Source organism: Sphingomonas sorbitolis (assembly GCF_036663875.1).
Classification (GTDB): domain Bacteria; phylum Pseudomonadota; class Alphaproteobacteria; order Sphingomonadales; family Sphingomonadaceae; genus Sphingomonas.
This window is the reverse complement of the sequence record NZ_JAXOJS010000001.1, coordinates 259,477-278,003: the sequence shown is the minus strand read 5'-3', so window position 1 is coordinate 278,003 and position 18,527 is coordinate 259,477. Positions and strand designations below refer to the sequence as shown.

Here is an 18,527-nt window from a genome sequence, read left to right as displayed (position 1 = left end):
CGCATGGTCTGCACCCCGGTCCTTTTTCACTTAGTCAGCCGTCACGTTGGCAATCAGGCCAGCGTGCGGACGTTGGGTTCGCGATCCCAATAGCGCTTCGTGCCCGCGGTCGCGATGTTGCCGAGATCGACGACGCCGGCATCCGGCTCGACGCCAGCCTTGTCGAGCAACGGCTTCGACGCGGCGTTGGCCGCAACCGCCTTCAGATGCCCGAAGGCGTCCATGACCCACTGAACCGCGGCGCCTTCCTTGAGCAGCGTCTTGCATCCGTCCTCGGAGAGCACCACCGCGACCGCGTCGAAGATTTGCGACGGGCTGCCCGCGAGCTGGCCGTGCGCCTTCTTCTTGCTGCCGTCGGCTAGCTTGGCGCCACCGACCTTTGGCGCGACCAGCACGGCCTTGCCGCCTGCTGCCTCGACCGCGCTGACGACCGCATCGATCTCGGCGCCATCGGAGCCATCCGCGATCAAGATGCCGACCTGACGACCCTCGAGCGTCTCCTTCATCGACTTCTGGATCGACAGGGCGTCGCTTGGCTTCATGTCGACCGGCTCGCGGAAGGCAGGGTTAGCTGCCGGCAGGTCGATCCCGAGACCGTCGGCAACCCGCGATGCCAGTTCTTCGTTCACGTTGCGCAGGTTCGCAACGGTGCGCTCCTGGACGTGCGCGAGGCCGACCTTCGACAGTTCGAACGTGAACGCCGAGGCGATGTGCGCCTTCTCGTTGTCGGTTGCCGACACCCAGAACAGCCGCGCCTGGCTGTAATGATCGCCGAACAATTCGGCGCGCATCCGCAGCTTTTCGCCCTGCTCGTCCGCCCCGGTCGGGTTAGTCGTCGTCACGAAGCCGTTAGGCGACTCGCGCGGACCACCATCCTCGCCCACGACTGACAGGCTGTTCGGCTCGTAATTCGCCCGGCCCTTCGGCACCTTGGTCTGCATCATCCCATCGCGCTGGAAGTTCTGCGCGTCGTTGCGCGGCGCGTTGACCGGGATCTGGTGGAAGTTGGTCGTCCCGAGACGCGACTTTTGCGTATCGAGATAGCTGAACAACCGCCCCTGAAGCAGCGGATCGTTCGAGAAATCGATCCCCGGCACGATGTTGGTCGGCAGGAACGCAACCTGCTCGGTCTCCGCGAAGAAATTATCGACGTTCCGGTCGAGCACCATCCGGCCGATGATCCGGACGGGGACGTCCTCCTCGGGGATCAGCTTGGTCGAATCGAGCACGTCATAAGGCTGTGCTTCGGCGAATGCCTTGTCGAACACCTGGATGCCCAGCTCCCACTCGGGGAAGTCGCCGGTATCGATCGCTTCCCACAGGTCGCGACGATGATAGTCGTTGTCGGCGGCCTGCAACTTGAGCGTCTCGTCCCAGATCGTTGACTGGAGCCCGAGCTTGGGCTTCCAGTGGAACTTCACGAAGCTCGACTTGCCCTCGTCATTGACGAGCTGGAACGTGTGGACGCCGAAGCCCTCCATCATCCGCAGCGAGCGCGGCAGCGTGCGGTCGGACATCGCCCACATCTGCATGTGCGTCGATTCCGGGGTCAGCGACGCCCAGTCCCAGAAGGTATCATGGGCTGACCCCGCCTGCGGATAGGCGCGGTCGGCCTCCATCTTCACCGAATGGATCAGATCGGGGAACTTGATCGCATCCTGAATGAAGAACACCGGGATGTTGTTGCCCACAAGATCCCAATTGCCCTCGGTGGTGTAGAACTTCACCGCGAAGCCACGCACGTCGCGCGGGGTGTCGACCGAACCGGCACCGCCGGCGACCGTCGAGAAGCGCGTGAACAGTTCGGTCCGGGTTCCCTTCTTGAACACTGCCGCCTTGGTCAGGTCGGAGATGTCGTCGGTCGCCTCGAAGTAACCATGCGCACCCGAGCCACGCGCGTGGACGATCCGCTCGGGGATCCGCTCGTGATCGAAGTGGAAGATCTTCTCGCGCAGCACGAAATCCTCGAGCAGCGTGGGACCACGCGCGCCGGACTTAAGGCTGTTCTGGTTGTCGGAAACGGGCACGCCGTGGTTGGTCGTGAGCACGGGCACGTCGCCGCCGGCGCGCTGATGGGTTTCACCACCATTGCCGGGATTGCGCTCTGCGGGGTCGCTCATTGCAAATCCTTGTTTATCAGTCGGAGTTCTGCGTTGTTAACGAACGCTTCGCTGGCCTGGGTCCACACACGCGAAAGAATTCCTGACCTATTGCCCGCCCCGACTGGCTCACCGATCGCCGCCCGGTTGCATGGACAGGATGTCACAGTGACAGCAATGGGCATGCCGTCTACCGGTACGCGGTGTCCGCCTTGCGCCGCCTCATATTGTCCCGTCCGCTGCTGATGGGATGGCTGTGCGTGGCGGTGCTCGCGATGAAGCTGCTGGTGCCGTCGGGCTACATGATCTCCGGCGAAGGCGGCCGCGTTGCGATCATCCTGTGCTCGGGCGTCGCTCCGTCGATGGCTGCCCCGTCGATGATCGGGACGTCGACAACCGGCCCGTCGTCAACCGGCACATCGATGGCTGCGTCGCCGAACATGGTCATGGGCGATCACGTCATGTCCGGCCATGCCATGCCGGAGCACGATCCTTCCACCAGCCACGGCAAGATGGAGATGCCCTGCGCGTTCTCGGGGCTCTCGGCGCAGGCGCTCGCGAGCGTCGACGCGACGCTGCTGGTGGCGGCGATCGCGTTCGTCATGGCGATCGGCATCCGCCCCGCCCGCCGGTTGGTGCCAGCCCGCGCGTCCTATCTGCGCCCACCTCTACGCGGCCCACCGATCGCCCTCTAGACCCTCTGACCCGAGCCGCCCGTCCCGAGGGGACGCGGCTCGCCACATTTGCCGGCGCGTGCCGTCACGGTCGCGCGCCTGTCGAAGGCTCCTGCATATGTTTCGTACTCCGCCTCCATTCGGGGCAGCGATGGCCGTCGTCCTCGCCGTTCCCGCCGGCCTCGTCGCACCTCCCGCCGTCGCTCAGACAACCGCCCCTACCCCCGCCCCTACCGACACCGACACGCGCTTCACGATCGGCGAGGTCGTCGTCACCGCGCGGAGCATGGCGCGCTCGACCGAGACGATCCTCACGTCGGTCGACATCCTCGGCGGCGACATCGCGCAGCGCCAGTCGGTCGACAACACATGGGAGCTGTTCGCCCGGCTGCCCGGCGTCGTGCTGACCGATTTCAACCAGGGTACCACCTCGGGCCGCTTCTCGATCCGTGGGTTCAACGGCGAAGGTGAGATCAACGCGGTCAAGCTGATGATCGACGGCATTCCCAGCAACGACAATGCCGGCGGGATGACCGGAATCGACATGGTCTCGCCGCTCGATATCGCCGCGATCGAGCTGGTCCGCGGCACCGCCGATCCGCGCTGGGGGCTGAACGCGATCGCCGGCAGCGCCAACATCCTGACCCGGATCGGCGGAAATTACCTCGACGCGCGGCTGATCGGCGGCGCGTTCGGGACGGTCGACGGCCAGGTCTCGGCCGGGCTCGAACGCGGCGGGTTCAGTCAGAATTACCTGGTCGGATACCGCCGGACCGATGCCTATCGCGATCATGCCGATCTCGACCGCCTCAACCTGGCGGGCAAATGGTTCTATGATTTCGGGTCGACCCGCCTGGGCGCGATCGTCCGCTACTCGACCGCGACCGCCGACGAACCCGGCTATCTGACCGACGCAGACGCCTATACCGACCGCACCCGCTCCTACGCCGTGTCCGCCACCGATGGCGGAACGCGAAGGATCGGCCAATACAGCCTGCATCTCGATTCCGACCTCGCCGACACGCTTGCGTTCAGCGCCAAGGGCTATGCCAGCAGCCTCCACGACGATCGCTATGTCCGCTTTTCCACGAGCGTCCCGCAGCAGCGGCGCCTGACCGAGGAATGGCAATATGGCGCGACCGCCGCGCTGCATTATCATCCCCAGGTCGATTTCCTCCACGGACTGATGATCGAGGCGGGCGGCGACGTGCAGGTGCAGGACAACAAAAGCCTGCGCTGGCTGACCGATCGTCGCACGCTATCCAGCCAGACGCGCGATCAGGATTTCGGGCTGACCGTCTATGGCACCTATCTCCAGGCGGTGATCGAGCCGACCGACTGGCTCAAGATCACGCCCGCCTGGCGGCTCGACCGCGTCGCCGGCGATTTCACCAATCGCCTCGCGGGCACGACCGCGCCGATCAACGATTACGGCACGATCAGCCAGCCCAAGCTGAGCGTCGCGATCACGCCCGTGACCGGCGTCACCGCCTATGCCAATTACGGGCGGACGTTCCAGATCGGTGCAGGCTCGGGTGCCTATCTGGTGCCACCAAGGACCACCGACGTCGCGCCCTCGATCAACGAAGGCTATGAGGCGGGCCTGAAGCTGACCCGCGGCCGCTGGCTCGAAGCCCGCATCGCGCTGTGGCAACAGACTGCGAGCGGCGAACTGAAGCGGCGGCTGAACGATCCGTCGGGCGATGTCGACAATCTCGGCCGGACGCGCCGCCGCGGCATCGATCTGCAGCTCGACCTGAAACCGGTCCGCACCGTCACGCTCTGGGGCAGCTATTCGCACCAGACCGCGCGGATCGTCACGCCCGACCCGGCCACCCCATCACAGGCGGGGAATGCGATCGACCACGTCCCGCAGAACGTCTTTTCGGGCGGGCTCGACGTCACGCCCAACTCGAAGCTCCGGCTGTCGGCGTGGGGCAACGGCCAGTCGAGTTACGAACTCAACCCCGCCAATACCGAGGGACGCTACGGCGATTACGTCGTGCTCAACGCGGAGGTGGCGTACAAGCTGACGCCGACGATCGAGATTTCCGCACAACTGAAGAACCTTGCCAACGCGCGGTACGAATATGTCTGGTACGACGGCACGCAGCGGCTCCACGCACCGGCGGATCCAAGATCGCTGTTCGGTGCGGTCCGGTTGACGCTCTGATGACACGCCGGCCACCGCTGCGCGTGATCGTGCGGCGCATCCACCTCTGGCTGGGGCTGTCGATCGGCGCGCTGTTCGCGTTCGCCGGGCTGACCGGCAGCATCCTCGTCTTCTATCCGGAGATCGACGCGGCGCTCAGCCCGACGTTGCGCGCGATACCGAACGGTGCGCGGCCGGTATCGTGGCAATCGGTCGTCGACACGCTCCACCGCGAGCATCCGGGTCGCACCGGCGCGTGGCGGATCGAAGTCACGACGGATGGCGGCGCGATCCCGGTCCGCTATTATAAGCCCAAGGAAACCACCGGTCGCGACTTCGCGCCCCTGCTTGCCTGGATCGACCCGGTGCGGCTGACGACGATCCGCACCGGCTTCTGGGGCGATACCATCGTCACCTGGATCTACGACCTCCATTACCGGCTGCTACTGGAGAAACCCGGTGGCATCGTCATGGGGATCGCAGGAATCGTCATGCTGCTGATGATCGCCAGCGGGATCTGGGCGTGGTGGCCGCGCCCCGGCGGCTGGTGGCGCGCGCTCCGCTTCAAGCGCGACGCCGCCCCGATCCGGCGGCTGTACGACTGGCACAAGCTGATCGGCGTGGCCGGCGCGATCCTGCTGCTCGTCGTCACCGCGACCGGGGTGATGCTCGACCTCCCCGACCAGACGCGCTCCGTAATCGCCCGCGCCTCACCGCTATATCAGATGCCGCCGCTGATGGTCTTTCCGAACGGAGACCGCCTTCCCGTCGACCAGCTGGTCACTGTCGCCGAGCACCGCTTTCCAGGTGCCGCACTCGCCTGGATCGAAACCCCCGCCTCACCGACCGGCACCACGCGGATCAATCTCGCGCAGGACGGCGAGCCAAGCCGCCGCTTTCCGCGCACCAACGTCTGGCTCGATCCTTATACCGGCGCCATCCTCGCGACCCGCGACGGCCTCGCCAAGACACGCGGCGACATCGTGATGAACTGGCTCCACCCGCTGCACGGCGGCGAGGCGTTCGGGCTGGCAGGGCGCATCCTCGCCTTCATCGCCGGCATCGTGCCGATCGCGCTGTTCGTGACCGGACTATTGCGCTGGCAACGACGGCGACACCCGCAAAGGGCGATTGGCACCCGGCACGAACCCGGCTAGCACAACGCCCGAGCGGCCGGTTCGACCGGTGGCTCGCTAGATCGCGTCGGTGCCCGGAAGGGCTTGATTGGGAATGCGGTGCGGACGGTTCGCCGTCCTATGCCGCGGCTGTCCCTGCAACTGTAAGCGGCGAGCGAAGCGCACGAGCCCTTTTCGCGAGGGCAGCCACTGGGCCGAAAGGCCTGGGAAGGCGGTGCGCCGAGCCTTGACCCGCGAGCCAGGAGACCTGCCGGCGTCTGGTCGCTCTTGTCCCGGTCCAGGGGGTGACCGAGGCACGGTGAACGCCGCTTGCGTGACACTGGCTGAGCGACGACCATGTGGCGGGGGCCGCATCGGCGTCGTGCGTCGGCCGCTCATGGCGTCCGGTCGTCGCATGGCCCGGCCGTTCGCGGCAGGTCCCCGTCCTCGTCGGACGCTGCGGGGCTATTGCATGACGACTTTAACGATTGAGCGACCGACGCGAGTTTCGACACGCAAGCGCATCGGCTGGATGTTCATTGGGCTAATCGTGGCCAACATCGCAGCGTGGTGCTGGGCGTTCTCGCTGTTCCACGCTCAGCCGCTGATGCTCGGCACCGCGCTACTCGCCTGGGGACTCGGCCTGCGCCACGCGGTCGATGCGGACCACATCGCCGCGATCGACAACGTGACACGCAAGCTCATGCAGGACGGCCAGCGGCCGATCGCGGTCGGCTTTTGGTTCGCGATCGGCCATTCGGGGATCGTGCTGATCGCCGCCGTCGCGATCGCGCTCACCGCCAGCGCGCTGTCGCAGTTCGAGGCGTTCAAGCAGGTCGGCGGCGTGGTCGCGACGATGATCTCCGCGCTGTTCCTCTTCACGATCGCCGCGATGAACCTGATCATCCTGCGATCGGTCTGGCGCACCTTCGGCCATGTCCGCGGCGGCGGGACCTATGTCGAGGAGGATCTCGACCTGCTGCTCGGCAACCGCGGGCTGCTTGCGCGGCTGTTCCGGCCAATGTTCCGGCTCGTTACGCGCAGCTGGCACATGGCCCCGCTCGGCTTCCTGTTCGGGCTGGGCTTCGACACCGCCACGGAGGTCGCGATCCTGGGCCTTTCTGCGAGCCAAGCCGCCGACGGTCTCTCGATCGGCATCGTCCTCGTCCTCCCGGTGCTGTTCGCAACCGGCATGGCGCTGGTCGACACCGCGGACGGCGTCGTCATGCTCGGTGCCTATGAATGGGCGTTCGTGAAGCCGATCCGCAAGCTCTACTACAACATCACGATCACGCTGATCTCCGCGATCGTCGCGATAGCGATCGGCGGGATCGAGACGCTCGCGCTGCTTGGCGCAAAGCTCGGCCTGACGGGCGGCATCTGGGATCTGGCAGCCGCACTCGGCGAGAACTTCAACGGCCTGGGCTTCGCGATCATCGGCCTGTTCGTGCTGTGCTGGGTCCTGAGCTTCGCCATCTACCGCTGGAAGCGCTTCGACCAGATCGAGGTCGTGCACGGATAGCTGGCGGCGTGGCGGAAAGTCCTCTAACCCACCCCCGAGGCTCGGTTGCACCGAACCTCATAGATCGCGCCGGTGCCCGAAAGGGCTTGAATGGGAATGCGGTGCGGGAGGAGTCCTCCCAATGCCGCGGCTGTCCCTGCAACTGTAAGCGGTGAGCGAGACGCACACGCCCTTCACGCAAGGGCAGCCACTGGGGAAACCTGGGAAGGCGTACGTCGAGCCTCGACCCGCGAGCCAGGAGACCTGCCAGCGTTATGGTCGCTCTTGCTACGATCCAGGGGATGGTCGCGGCACGGTACTCCGTCTGAGCGACGAACGCGTGCGGCCGAAAGGTCGTGCGTGCGTGTGCTTTAGACGTCGAGGAGAATAGCAATGTCAGACCTGTCGAAGGTCCCCGTCACCATCGTCACCGGCTTCCTGGGCGCCGGCAAGACCACGCTCATCAGCCACCTGATCCGCAACGCCAACGGCCGCCGGCTCGCCGTCGTCGTCAACGAGTTCGGCACTCTGGGGATCGACGGTGACATCCTCAAGGGTTGTGCGATCCCCGATTGCCCGGCCGAAAACGTCGTCGAACTGGCCAATGGCTGCATCTGCTGCACCGTCGCCGACGACTTCATCCCGACCGTCGAGACCCTGCTCGCGCTCGACCCACGGCCCGACCACATCCTGATCGAGACGTCCGGCCTCGCGCTGCCCAAGCCATTGCTGAAGGCGTTCGACTGGCCCGCAATCCGCTCGCGCATCACCGTCGACGGCGTCATCGCGCTCGCCGATGCCGAGGCCGTCGCCGCGGGTCGCTTCGCGCCGGACGTCGCCGCGCTCGACGCCCAGCGCGCCGCCGACCCTAGCGTCGATCACGAAACGCCCCTGTCTGAGGTGTTCGAGGACCAGCTCGCCTGCGCCGATCTCGTGCTCCTGACCAAGGTCGATCTCGCCGGCCCCGAAGGCGTCGCCAAGGCGCGCGCGGTAATCGCCGCAGAGTCCGCACGGCCGCTCCCCGTCATCGACCTTACCGATGGCATCATCGATCCCCGCGTGATCCTCGGCCTCAACGCCGCTGCCGAAGACGACATCGCCAGCCGCCCCTCGCATCACGATGGCGAGGACGATCACGAGCATGACGATTTCGACAGCGTCGTCGTCGAACTGGGCGAGATCGCCGACCCCGCCGACCTGACCGCGAAGATCGAGGCGCTCGCCCGCAGCGCCGACATCCTTCGCGTGAAGGGATACGCAGCCGTCACCGGCAAGCCGATGCGCCTGCTCGTCCAGGCTGTCGGCGCGCGTGTCCGCACGCAATACGATCGCCCGTGGCGCGCAGGCGAACCCCGCCGCACGCAACTCGTGGTCATCGCCGAGCACGACCGCATCGACGAGGCCCGCATCAAGGCCGCGCTGGACGCCTGAGCCGCAATGCACGTCGTCTTCCGCGAGACCCACGGACTGGAGGAAAGCGCGGTCCCGCAGGACCTCGCCCAATCGCCTGCGGACCTCGTCGTCCTGTCCTTCTCCGATGGCGACCTCGGCGCGTTCGCCGCGGGCTGGAGACGTGCGGACGCCGCCGGAAGCCGATTGCCCTCGCTGCGCCTCGCCAACCTGACCGCGCTCCAGCACCCGCTGTCGGTCGATACCTATGTCGAGCAGACATTGGCCGGCGCGAAAGGCATCCTGATCCGGCTGATCGGCGGACGATCCTACTGGAGCTATGGCCTGCAACAGGTCGAAAACCTTTCGCGGGAAAAGGGCATCGCGCTCGCCGTTCTCGCTGCGGACGGCCGCATCGACACACGCCTCGACGCCGCCTCGACGATCCCGCTGTCGACGCTCCGCCGCCTGACCCACCTCTGCGACACCGGCGGTGCGGTTGCGGCGCAAGCAGCGCTGGCCCAGTTCGCGCTGGCCGCCGGCTGCTATGCCGGCCCCGTCACCGGCGTCCGCGCGATCGCCGATGTCGGCGGCTGGCAACCGCACGACGGCGTGACATGCCCGGCCGCGTTCGCCCTGAACGCAACACGCCCCCGCATCCTGATCGTCTTCTACCGCTCCTATTTGACCGCCGCAGACCTCCACCCGATCGAAGCCCTGCACGCTGAACTGACCGCGCGAGGCTTCGACGTCGTCGGCCTCTTCGCGCCGTCCTTGAAAGGCCCAGACGCAGCCGGTTGGCTATCTCGCTGGGTCGCAGCCCTGAAGCCCGCTGCGATCGTCAACGCCACCGCGTTCTCCGCTCGCGGCGCGACCGACACCACACCGCTCGACGGCGCGGACGTTCCCGTCTTCCAGATCGCGCTGGCCACCTCCGACCGCGCAGCCTGGGCCGGCGCCACCCGCGGCCTGTCGCCCGCCGACCTCGCCATGCACGTCGTGCTTCCCGAAGTGGACGGCCGCCTCTTCGCCGGCGTCGCCAGCTTCAAGGAATGCGCGGCGAGGGACGGCGACCTCGAATACACCCGCCGCGAACACCGCGCTGACCCAGCACGCATCACCGCCATCGCCGCGCGGATCGAAGCCTGGACGAACCTCGCCAGCAAACCCGTCGCCGACCACCGCATCGCGATCGTCCTATCGACCTATCCCGGCAAGACGTACCAGATAGCGCACGCCGTCGGCCTCGACGCGCTCGCCTCCACGCAAGCGATCCTCGCCGACCTCACCGAAGCCGGCTACGCGATCACGCCCGACGCAGCCGATCTGGCTACCTCGCGCGTTCACTGGCCGCTCGCCAAGTACCGCAAAGCCCTCACGGATCTCCCCGATGCCCTCCGCAAGGACCTCCGGGAAACTTGGGGCGATCCAACGGAAGATTTCGCTTTCACCGCGATCGACCACGGCGGCGCGCTTGTCGCCCTCCAGCCCGAACGCGGTCGCTCCGAGCAACGCGCCGAGGAGTATCACGACCTCTCGCGCTGCCCCTGCCACGCCTATGTCGCCTTCTACCTGTGGCTCCGCACGCGCGGCACCGATGCGCTGGTCCATGTCGGCGCGCACGGCACACTCGAATGGCTCCCCGGCAAGTCGGTCGCGCTGTCCGACGCCTGCTGGCCCGAAGCGCTCACCGGAGCGATGCCCGTCATCTACCCGTTCATCGTCAACGACCCCGGCGAAGCAGCCCAAGCCAAGCGTCGCATCGGTGCGGTGACACTCGGCCACGTCCCGCCGCCGCTCGAACGAACCCGTACCGGCGCAGGTCTCGGCCGCCTCGAAGCCTTGCTCGACGAATTCTCCAACGCGGACGGCCTTGATCCCGCACGCCGCGACCGCCTGCAACGTGACATCCGCGACGAAGCCACCGCCACCGGCCTCGCCGCAACGCTGGGCCTCGACGACGCGCAATCCCAGTCGGAAGCGATCACCCGCATCGACACGTTCGTGTGCGACGTGAAGGAAAGCCAGTACGGCGACGGCCTCCATATCTACGGCCGCGGCGAGCACGGCGACGCCGAACGCGCCGGATTGCTGTCGGCTCTCCAGGGCAAACGCGTCGCACCCGGCCCCTCCGGCTCCCCGTGGCGAGGCCGCGCCGACGTCCTCCCGACCGGCCGCAATCTCTACACCACCGATCCCAGAGCAGTCCCCTCGCGCGCCGCCCACACCCAAGGCGTCAAACTCGCCAACGAGTTAGTCCGCCGTCATTTGCAGGACCACGGCGACTACCCCCGCAACCTCGTCGTCGATCTCTGGGCTTCCGCGACGATGCGGACAGCCGGCGAGGAGTTCGCGATGGCGCTTCACCTGCTCGGCGCAGAGCCCGTCTGGGACCCGCAGTCCGACCGCGTCACGGGCGTCGAGATCCTGCCGCTGGCGAACTTCGATCGCCCCCGCATCGACGTCACCTTGCGCGTATCCGGCCTTTTCCGCGACGCCTTCCCGACGCTCTGCACGATGTTCGGCCAAGCCGTCCGCGCGCTTACCGCACGCGACGAACCGCAAGACTGGAATCCCTTCGTCGGCAAGGCGGTCAGCGCTCGCGTCTACGGCCCCGAACCCGGCCGCTACGGCCTGAGCATGGGCGACGCCGCCGAAACCTACACGCCAGCAGCGCGAATCGAAGCTGGCAACGCGTGGCTATCTGCCTCCAGCCACGCGCTCGACGACGGCGTCGACAGCTTCGACCCGACCGGCATTCGCGACCGCGTCGCTGCCGCCGATGCCTTCGTCCACGTCCAGGACCTGCCCGAAACCGACCTCCTTCTCGCCGCGGACTATGCCGCGCACGAAGCCGGCTTCGCCGCCGCGCAATCGGTCGCCGGAGGGAGCGCCACGCTCTACCATCTCGACGCCCGCGACCAGAACCAGGCCAAGGCCCGCCCACTCAAGGAAGAGATCGCCCGCGTCGTCCATGCCCGCGCCGCCAACCCTGCATGGGTCGACGGCATGATGCGCCACGGCTTCCGCGGCGGTGCCGAGATCGCCGCCACGCTCGATCACCTCGGCGCCTTCGCGCATCTGGCCAGCGCGGTCCGCCCAGAACTGATCGACCTCTATTACGACGCGACGCTAGGCCGCGACGACGTCCACGCCTTCCTCGCCGAAGCCAACCCCGGCGCACTCGCGGCGATGCAGGCCCGTTTCGCGGCGCTCCATGCCGCGGACCTCTGGCCGACCCGCCGCAACTCGATCCTCGCGCGCCTGGATTTGCCGTCGTGAGCGCATTCGAGGTCAAAGGCTGGTGCCCCGATGCCTGGCGCCCGATGATGGCTGGCGACGGTCTGTTGGTACGCGTTCGCCCTCCGCTCGGTCGCCTGACGCGCGTTCAGGTGCTCGGCCTGTGCAAAGCGGCAACGGAGCACGGCAACAGCCAGATCGACGCCACCACCCGCGCCAACCTCCAGATCCGCGGCGTGCGCGAGGACAGTTGGCGCCCGCTGATCGACGCGCTTCTCGATCTCGGCCTGATCGATCCCGATCCGACCCATGAAACCCGTGCCAACATCCTCGTCGCACCCGACTGGCACGCAGGCGACGACACCTACCGCATCGCCGAAGAATTGCGCGCTCGCTTGTCCGAACTGCCCGACCTCCCCGGCAAAGTCGGTTTCTCGATCGACGCAGGCGCTGCGCCGATGCTGCAAGACGCGCCCGCGGACTTCCGCATAGAACGCGCCGCGTCCGGCCAACTGATCCTTCGCGCCGACGGTCGCGATCTCGGTGCGCAGCTGTCTTCCAGGACCGAAGTCGACCAGCTGATCGCGCTGGCCCACTGGTTCGTCGAGAGCGGCGGCGCGGTGAGCGGTCGCATGGCACGACACGACGCGCCGCTTCCGGACTGGGCCGTTGGCAGAATACCCCCTGCGGCATCGGCGTACAGGCTCCAGCCCGGCGGGCACCCGTTCGGCATCGCGCTCGGCCTGCCATTCGGTCGGGTCGCAGCAACCGCGTTGAGCCGCTTCGTCGAAGCCGAAACCGTGATTGAAGCGATCCGCCTGGCTCCTTGGCACATGGCGATCTGCGAGACGGATGTGCCGCTCGCGGGGTATCCCGACCCGGCCGACTTCATCACCGATCCATCCGCGCCGATCCTCCGCGTGGATGCCTGCGTTGGCGCGCCGGCGTGTCCGCAGGCCAGCGTCCAAACCCGTGACCTCGCTTATCGGCTCGCCCCTCATATCGCCGGTCGGCTCCACGTCTCCGGATGCGCCAAGGGATGCGCGCGCGCCGCTCTGGCCGACGTGACGCTGACCGGGCGCGACGGTCGCTACGACCTCGCCTTCGACGCGCGTGCCGGCGCGCCACCCTCTTGCGCGGGCCTCGACGCCGCGCAGATCCTCGCTCATTTTGGAGCCGCCTGAATGCCGTACGCCTATGAAACCGACGGCGCGGCGATCTACCGCCAATCCTTCGCGATGATCCGCGCCGAAGCCGACCTCGCCCGCTTCTCGCCCGAGGAAGAACCGGTCGCCGTCCGCATGATCCACGCCGCCGGACTGGTCGGCCTCGCCCAGCACCTCCGCTTCTCGCCGACATTCGCAGTCGAGGCTCGGCGCGCGCTGCAGGCCGGCGCGCCAATCCTCTGCGACGCACGCATGGTCACCGAGGGCATCACCCGCGCCAGATTGCCTGCCGATAACCGCATCGTCTGCACGCTCCACGCCCCCGAAACGCCTGAGCTCGCCCGGACGATGGGCAACACGCGATCGGCCGCCGCCCTCGAACTCTGGCGCCCGCATCTCGCCGGTGCGGTCGTGGCGATCGGCAATGCGCCCACCGCCTTGTTCCACCTGCTCAACATGCTCGAGGACCCCGATTGTCCGCGCCCGGCGGCGATAATCGGCTGCCCTGTCGGCTTCGTCGGCGCGGTCGAATCGAAGGCGGCGCTTTGGACCGACCAGCCAGTCCCCTGCGTCGTCGTCGAAGGCCGGATGGGCGGCAGCGCGATAACCGTCGCGGCGATCAACGCGCTAGCGAGCGGTACCGAGTGATACCCGGCACGATCCACGGCGTAGGCCTAGGCCCTGGCGCGCAGGACCTGATGAGCGTCCGCTCGGATCGCCTTGTTCGCGGCGCGCGTCATGTCGCCTATTTCCGCAAGGCAGGTCGGGCCGGGCAGGCGCGGAAGATCGTCGACGGGATGCTTCGCGCCGACGTGATCGAGTTCCCGATGGAATACCCGGTCACTACCGAGATTCCGGTCTCCGATCCGCGCTACAACGACTGCTTGTCGGTATTCTACGAGGGCTGCATCGAACATTTGGCCTCGCTGGCCCGCAACGGCGAGGATATCGTCGTGCTCTGCGAAGGCGACCCGTTCTTCTACGGCTCGTTCATGCACCTCTACACACGCCTCCAGACGATCGCGCCGGTGCAGGTCGTGCCCGGCATCACCGGCATGTCCGGCGCCTGGACTGCGAGCGGCGCGCCGATCACGTGGGGCGACGATGTGCTGACGGTCCTGATGGGCACGCTCCCCGAGGAGGATCTGGTCCGCCGCATCCGCGATACCGACGCGCTGGTGGTGATGAAGATCGGTCGCCACCTCGACAAACTCCGCCGTGCCGTCACCGCTGCGGGGCGCGAAACCGAGGCATGGCTGGTGGAATACGCCGCAATGGCCGATCAGCGCGTCACGCGGCTCTGTGAAGCGGACGCGATCACGCCCTATTTCTCGATCCTGTTAATCCACGGCCAGGGGCGTCGCCCATGACCGGGTGGCTCACCATCGCAGGCCTCGGACCGGGCGATCCGAACCTGGTGACGCCCGAGGTCACCGCCGCGCTGGCCGAAGCGACCGATGTGATCGGCTACATTCCGTATGTCGCTCGCATCGCGCCCCGTGATGGCCTGACGCTCCATCCGACCGACAACCGCGTCGAACTCGATCGCGCCACGCATGCGCTCCAACTGACGGCACAAGGCCACCGCGTCGTTGTCGTCTCCTCGGGCGACCCCGGTGTGTTTGCGATGGCGGCCGCGGTCTTCGAAGCGCTAGAAGCAGGCCCGCAGGCATGGCGCGAACTCGACCTCCGCGTGCTCCCCGGCATCACCGCGATGCTTGCCGCGAGCGCGCGTGCCGGTGCGCCGCTCGGCCATGATTTCTGCGCGATCAACCTATCGGACAATCTGAAACCCTGGCCGCTGATCGAACGCCGCGTGCGTCTCGCTGCCGAGGCCGACTTCGCGATCGCCTTCTACAACCCGCGATCGAAGGCTCGCCCCGACGCACTGGTCCGCATCTTCGAGATCCTCCGCGAGACCTGTGGCGACGACCGCCCGGTCCTGTTTGCCCGCGCCGTCTCCACGCCTGAGGAGACCCTCCGCATCGTCCCGCTCCCCGAAGCCCGCGCGGAGATGGCCGACATGCGGACGATGGTCATCATCGGCTCCAGCCTGACGCGGATCATCGACTGTGCGGCCGGGCCGATCCTCTATACGCCGCGGTCGGCGCCATGATCGAGCCAGCGCAGCACATCTTCCGCGGCATACGCTTCCAACCGCGCAGGCAGGACGGGACGATCGATCATGATCACCGGCAGCCCGAGCGCACGCGCCGCGCCCAGCTTGGCCTGCGCGCCCGACCCGCCGGCATTCTTGCAGACCACGACCTCGATCCCGTGCGTTGCCATCAAGCGCCGGTCGCCCTCGACATCGAACGGTCCGCGATCGACCACCAGATGATGCCGCGGCAACCCCGGCGGACGATCGGGCGTATCGACGAATCGCAGCAGATAGTCATGCTGAGGCTGCACCGCGAATGCGTCGACATGCATCCGCCCGAGCGCCAGCATGACCCGTCGCGCGGGGCCGACCAGGGCCGCGACCGCAGCTTCGATATCGGCCACGCACGTCCATCGATCGCCCATAACGGGGGCCCAAGCCGACCGCGTCAAGGCGATGTGGGCAACGCCCGCGCATGCCGCAGCAACGACGGCATTCGCGCTCATCCGCGCCGCGAACGGGTGCGTCGCGTCGACCAGATGCGTGACGCGGTGATCGCGCAGATACGTGACCAGCCCCTCGACGCCGCCGAAGCCACCGACGCGTACCGCGATCGGCTGCGCCTTCGGACTTGCCACACGCCCGGCATAGCTCAGCACCGCCGCATCCCCGCGCGCCGCCAGCAAGCCCGCAAGCGCACTGGCCTCGGTTGTGCCTCCGAGCACCAGGATGTTCGACATGGCTGACACTCCCTGGCTGACGATCGTCGGCATTGGCGAAGACGGTGCGGCCGGCCTGTCCGCCTTGGCGAAGGCGGCGCTGGCGAATGCCGAGATGGTGACGGGCGCGACCCGGCATCTGGCGCTCCTCCCCGAGCTTACGGGCGAGGTCGTGCCGTGGCCAGTCCCGTTCGACTTGGGCATTCCCCGCCTGCTCGATCGCCGCGGCCGAAATACCGTCATGCTGGTCTCCGGCGATCCGTTCTGGTTCGGCGCAGGCACGTCCGTCACCCGCCATCTCGCGTCGACCGAGTGGATCGCGTACTCCGTGCCCTCGACCTTCGCCCTCGCCGCGGCACGCCTCGGCTGGCCGCTCGACGACACCGCCTGCCTCGGGCTACACGCAGCGCCGCTCGCACGCCTGCGTCGATACATTGCCCCTACCCGCCGTGCCCTCGTTCTGGTCCGCGACGGCGAAGCGGTTGCCGCACTGGCGCGGTATCTGACCGAACTCGGCTTCGGCGGGTCGCGATTGCATGTCCTCGAAGCGCTCGGTGGCCCCCGTGAAAGGATCCGCGATATGGTTGCCGCTGCCACCAAATTCGAAGACATCGCACACCCGGTGGCAGTCGGCATCGCCTTCGCAGGAACCGGCGCAGTTCTCCCGCGGACGTCCGGCCTGCCCGATGCGTGGTTCGAGCATGACGGCCAGATCACCAAGCGCCCGATCCGCGCGCTGACGCTGTCCGCGCTCGCGCCGAAGGCGGGCGAAACGCTGTGGGATATCGGCGCAGGCTCCGGCTCGATCGGCATCGAATGGCTGCTGGCCCATCCATCAATGCACGCAATCGCGTTCGAAGCCGATCCAGTTCGCGCCGGTCGCATCCAAGGCAACGCCGCGGCCCTCGGTGTCGATCGCCTGCGGGTGGTCGAAGGCCGCGCGCCCGACGTCTGCGAAGGTCAGCCCCCACCGGACGCAATCTTCATCGGTGGTGGACTGTCGGACGCGCTGCTCGAACGGCTCTGGTCCGAGCGCGCGTCCGGTACCCGTCTAGTCGCGAACGCCGTCACGCTCGAGTCCGAAGCGCTCCTCACCCGCTGGCACGCCACAAAGGGTGGCAGCCTCCTGCGCGTCGACCTGTCCGAGACCGTCCCGCTCGGCACGCGGCGGGGCTGGCGGGCGAGCTATCCGGTCGTGCAGTGGAGTGTCGTGCTGTGATCGTCGCCGGCTTCGGATTTCGCCGCGGCGCAGACGTCGCCGCGCTGCGTGCCGCGCTTGCTAGTGCGCAGGCGGGGCACCCTCCGGTCACGGCGCTGGCGGCGCCGGACGACAAACTCGCATTGGTCGCGGAGCTTGCCGCGGCGATGGCCCTGCCCGCGATCGCGGTATCGGCCGACGCGCTGCAAGGACAGCAGACACCGACCCGGTCGATCGCCAGCCTGTCCGCGCGCGCGACCGGCAGCGTCGCCGAAGCCTGCGCGCTCGCCGCCGCCGGCTCCGGCGCGCGGTTGCTCGTCACCCGCCACATCTCCCCCGACCGGATGGCGACCTGCGCCATTGCTCAAGGACCTGCCACATGACCGTCCACTTCATCGGCGCAGGCCCCGGCGCGCCCGACCTGCTCACGCTGCGAGGACGCGACCGGATCGCAGGATCGCCCGTCTGCCTCTACGCCGGGTCGCTGATCCCAGCGGCGATGCTCGATCACTGCCCGCCCGGCGCGCGGATCGTCAACACGGCACCCTTGTCGCTCAACGACATCATCGCCGAGATCCAAAGCGCGCACGATGCTGGCCACGACATCGCGCGGCTTCATTCGGGCGACCTGTCGATCTGGTCGGCGATGGGCGAGCAGCTCCGCCGCCTGCGTGCGCTCGACATCCCGTTCACGATTACGCCGGGCGTGCCCGCCTTCGCCGCCGCCGCCGCCGCGCTGGAGGTCGAACTGACGCTGCCCGAACTCGCGCAGTCGGTGGTGCTGACGCGTACGCCCGGTCGTGCCAGCACGATGCCGCCCGCCGAGACGCTGACCGCGTTCGCCGCGACCGGTGCGACGCTCGCGATCCATCTGTCGGTGCATAATCTCGCGCAGGTCGTGGCGGACCTGACGCCGCATTACGGTCCCGAGTGCCCGATCGCGATCGTCTGGCGCGCGAGCTGGCCCGACCAGCAGATCGCGCGCGGCACGCTGGCGACGATTGCGGATGCGATTGCAGGCAAACCCGAACGCACCGCGCTGATCCTCGTCGGGCAAGCACTCGCCGCGCAGGACTTCGCCGAAAGCAGCCTCTACGCAGCAGGCTATGACCGCCGCTTCCGCCCGCAATCGGCGGACTCGAAGTTCGCAGGACACGACATATGACACCGGAT

Annotated in this window: 15 protein-coding genes and 2 riboswitches; of the genes, 13 read left to right on the top strand and 2 right to left on the bottom strand. The window is 67.6% G+C overall.

The genetic code is table 11. The features are described from left to right. Positions 1-53: 53 nt before the first annotated feature. A complete protein-coding gene (locus U1763_RS01135) occupies positions 54-2,120 on the bottom strand; it encodes a catalase (RefSeq protein WP_332753743.1) in 2,067 nt (688 codons plus the stop codon). A 182-nt stretch (positions 2,121-2,302) separates the two neighbouring features. Here U1763_RS01135 and U1763_RS01130 point away from each other — a divergent pair, with 182 nt between their 5' ends. The 10 genes from U1763_RS01130 (at position 2,303) to cobJ (ending at position 15,452) form a co-directional block, all read left to right on the top strand. Further along, on the top strand, positions 2,303-2,794 hold the full coding sequence (locus U1763_RS01130; RefSeq protein WP_332753742.1) for a hypothetical protein: 492 nt from the start codon (positions 2,303-2,305) through the stop codon (positions 2,792-2,794). Between the two features lie 130 nt (positions 2,795-2,924). Next, positions 2,925-4,946 (top strand): TonB-dependent receptor, encoded by a 2,022-nt coding sequence (locus tag U1763_RS01125; protein WP_332753741.1) that lies wholly within the window; start codon positions 2,925-2,927, stop codon positions 4,944-4,946. Continuing rightward, a complete protein-coding gene (locus U1763_RS01120) occupies positions 4,946-6,082 on the top strand; it encodes a PepSY-associated TM helix domain-containing protein (RefSeq protein ID WP_332753740.1) in 1,137 nt (378 codons plus the stop codon). Before U1763_RS01125 ends, U1763_RS01120 begins: the two co-directional genes overlap by 1 nt. Before the next feature lie 30 nt (positions 6,083-6,112). Beyond that, a riboswitch (cobalamin riboswitch) is annotated at positions 6,113-6,330 on the top strand. A gap of 182 nt (positions 6,331-6,512) precedes the next feature. After that, a complete protein-coding gene (locus U1763_RS01115) occupies positions 6,513-7,562 on the top strand; it encodes a HoxN/HupN/NixA family nickel/cobalt transporter (protein ID WP_443026866.1) in 1,050 nt (349 codons plus the stop codon). Between the two features lie 53 nt (positions 7,563-7,615). Then, a riboswitch (cobalamin riboswitch) is annotated at positions 7,616-7,827 on the top strand. 107 nt (positions 7,828-7,934) lie between these two features. Next, complete coding sequence (cobW, locus tag U1763_RS01110; RefSeq protein WP_332753739.1) at positions 7,935-8,972, top strand: cobalamin biosynthesis protein CobW; 1,038 nt, start codon at positions 7,935-7,937, stop codon at positions 8,970-8,972. Positions 8,973-8,978: 6 nt separating this feature from the next. Continuing rightward, entirely contained in the window at positions 8,979-12,212 is a 3,234-nt protein-coding gene (cobN, locus tag U1763_RS01105) for a cobaltochelatase subunit CobN (RefSeq protein ID WP_332753738.1), read from the top strand. Then, complete coding sequence (gene cobG, locus U1763_RS01100) at positions 12,209-13,354, top strand: precorrin-3B synthase (protein ID WP_332753737.1); 1,146 nt, start codon at positions 12,209-12,211, stop codon at positions 13,352-13,354. The genes cobN and cobG overlap by 4 nt, the downstream gene beginning before the upstream one ends. After that, positions 13,355-13,984, top strand: a complete 630-nt coding sequence (locus U1763_RS01095; protein ID WP_332753736.1) for a precorrin-8X methylmutase — start codon at positions 13,355-13,357, stop codon at positions 13,982-13,984. Further along, a complete protein-coding gene (cobI, locus tag U1763_RS01090; protein ID WP_332754387.1) occupies positions 13,984-14,706 on the top strand; it encodes a precorrin-2 C(20)-methyltransferase in 723 nt (240 codons plus the stop codon). The genes U1763_RS01095 and cobI overlap by 1 nt, the downstream gene beginning before the upstream one ends. Then, on the top strand, positions 14,703-15,452 hold the full coding sequence (cobJ, locus tag U1763_RS01085) for a precorrin-3B C(17)-methyltransferase (RefSeq protein WP_332753735.1): 750 nt from the start codon (positions 14,703-14,705) through the stop codon (positions 15,450-15,452). The genes cobI and cobJ overlap by 4 nt, the downstream gene beginning before the upstream one ends. On the opposite strand, the gene U1763_RS01080 is transcribed toward cobJ, so the two are convergent. Continuing rightward, the gene (locus U1763_RS01080) at positions 15,428-16,177 is read right to left on the bottom strand and encodes a cobalt-precorrin-6A reductase (protein WP_332753734.1); all 750 of its coding nucleotides are present in this window, start codon (positions 16,175-16,177) and stop codon (positions 15,428-15,430) included. The two genes, cobJ and U1763_RS01080, sit on opposite strands and share 25 nt — an antisense overlap. Between U1763_RS01080 and cbiE the strand changes: the two genes are divergently transcribed. The 3 genes from cbiE to cobM are packed head-to-tail and all read left to right on the top strand — an operon-like array spanning position 16,167 to position 18,519. Then, positions 16,167-17,375 carry a precorrin-6y C5,15-methyltransferase (decarboxylating) subunit CbiE gene (gene cbiE / locus U1763_RS01075; RefSeq protein ID WP_332753733.1) on the top strand — a complete coding sequence of 403 codons (1,209 nt, stop codon included), beginning with the start codon at positions 16,167-16,169 and terminating at the stop codon, positions 17,373-17,375. The genes U1763_RS01080 and cbiE overlap by 11 nt on opposite strands. Then, positions 17,372-17,737 (top strand): cobalamin biosynthesis protein, encoded by a 366-nt coding sequence (locus tag U1763_RS01070; RefSeq protein WP_332753732.1) that lies wholly within the window; start codon positions 17,372-17,374, stop codon positions 17,735-17,737. The genes cbiE and U1763_RS01070 overlap by 4 nt, the downstream gene beginning before the upstream one ends. Then, positions 17,734-18,519: a precorrin-4 C(11)-methyltransferase gene (gene cobM, locus U1763_RS01065; RefSeq protein ID WP_332753731.1), complete on the top strand. Its 786-nt coding sequence runs from the start codon at positions 17,734-17,736 to the stop codon at positions 18,517-18,519. Before U1763_RS01070 ends, cobM begins: the two co-directional genes overlap by 4 nt. Positions 18,520-18,527: the final 8 nt, after the last annotated feature.

Excerpts from the sequence above, each read along its gene's own strand:
- U1763_RS01095 (WP_332753736.1), top strand. The coding sequence starts at position 13,355 with ATGCCGTACGCCTATGAAACCGACGGCGCGGCGATCTACCGCCAATCC.
- cobM (WP_332753731.1), top strand. The coding sequence starts at position 17,734 with ATGACCGTCCACTTCATCGGCGCAGGCCCCGGCGCGCCCGACCTGCTC.
- cobW (WP_332753739.1), top strand. The coding sequence starts at position 7,935 with ATGTCAGACCTGTCGAAGGTCCCCGTCACCATCGTCACCGGCTTCCTG.
- cobN (WP_332753738.1), top strand. The coding sequence starts at position 8,979 with ATGCACGTCGTCTTCCGCGAGACCCACGGACTGGAGGAAAGCGCGGTC.
- U1763_RS01125 (WP_332753741.1), top strand. The coding sequence starts at position 2,925 with ATGGCCGTCGTCCTCGCCGTTCCCGCCGGCCTCGTCGCACCTCCCGCC.
- U1763_RS01120 (WP_332753740.1), top strand. The coding sequence starts at position 4,946 with ATGACACGCCGGCCACCGCTGCGCGTGATCGTGCGGCGCATCCACCTC.
- U1763_RS01080 (WP_332753734.1), bottom strand. The coding sequence starts at position 16,177 with ATGTCGAACATCCTGGTGCTCGGAGGCACAACCGAGGCCAGTGCGCTT.
- U1763_RS01115 (WP_443026866.1), top strand. The coding sequence starts at position 6,513 with ATGACGACTTTAACGATTGAGCGACCGACGCGAGTTTCGACACGCAAG.
- cbiE (WP_332753733.1), top strand. The coding sequence starts at position 16,167 with ATGTTCGACATGGCTGACACTCCCTGGCTGACGATCGTCGGCATTGGC.
- U1763_RS01135 (WP_332753743.1), bottom strand. The coding sequence starts at position 2,120 with ATGAGCGACCCCGCAGAGCGCAATCCCGGCAATGGTGGTGAAACCCAT.
- cobJ (WP_332753735.1), top strand. The coding sequence starts at position 14,703 with ATGACCGGGTGGCTCACCATCGCAGGCCTCGGACCGGGCGATCCGAAC.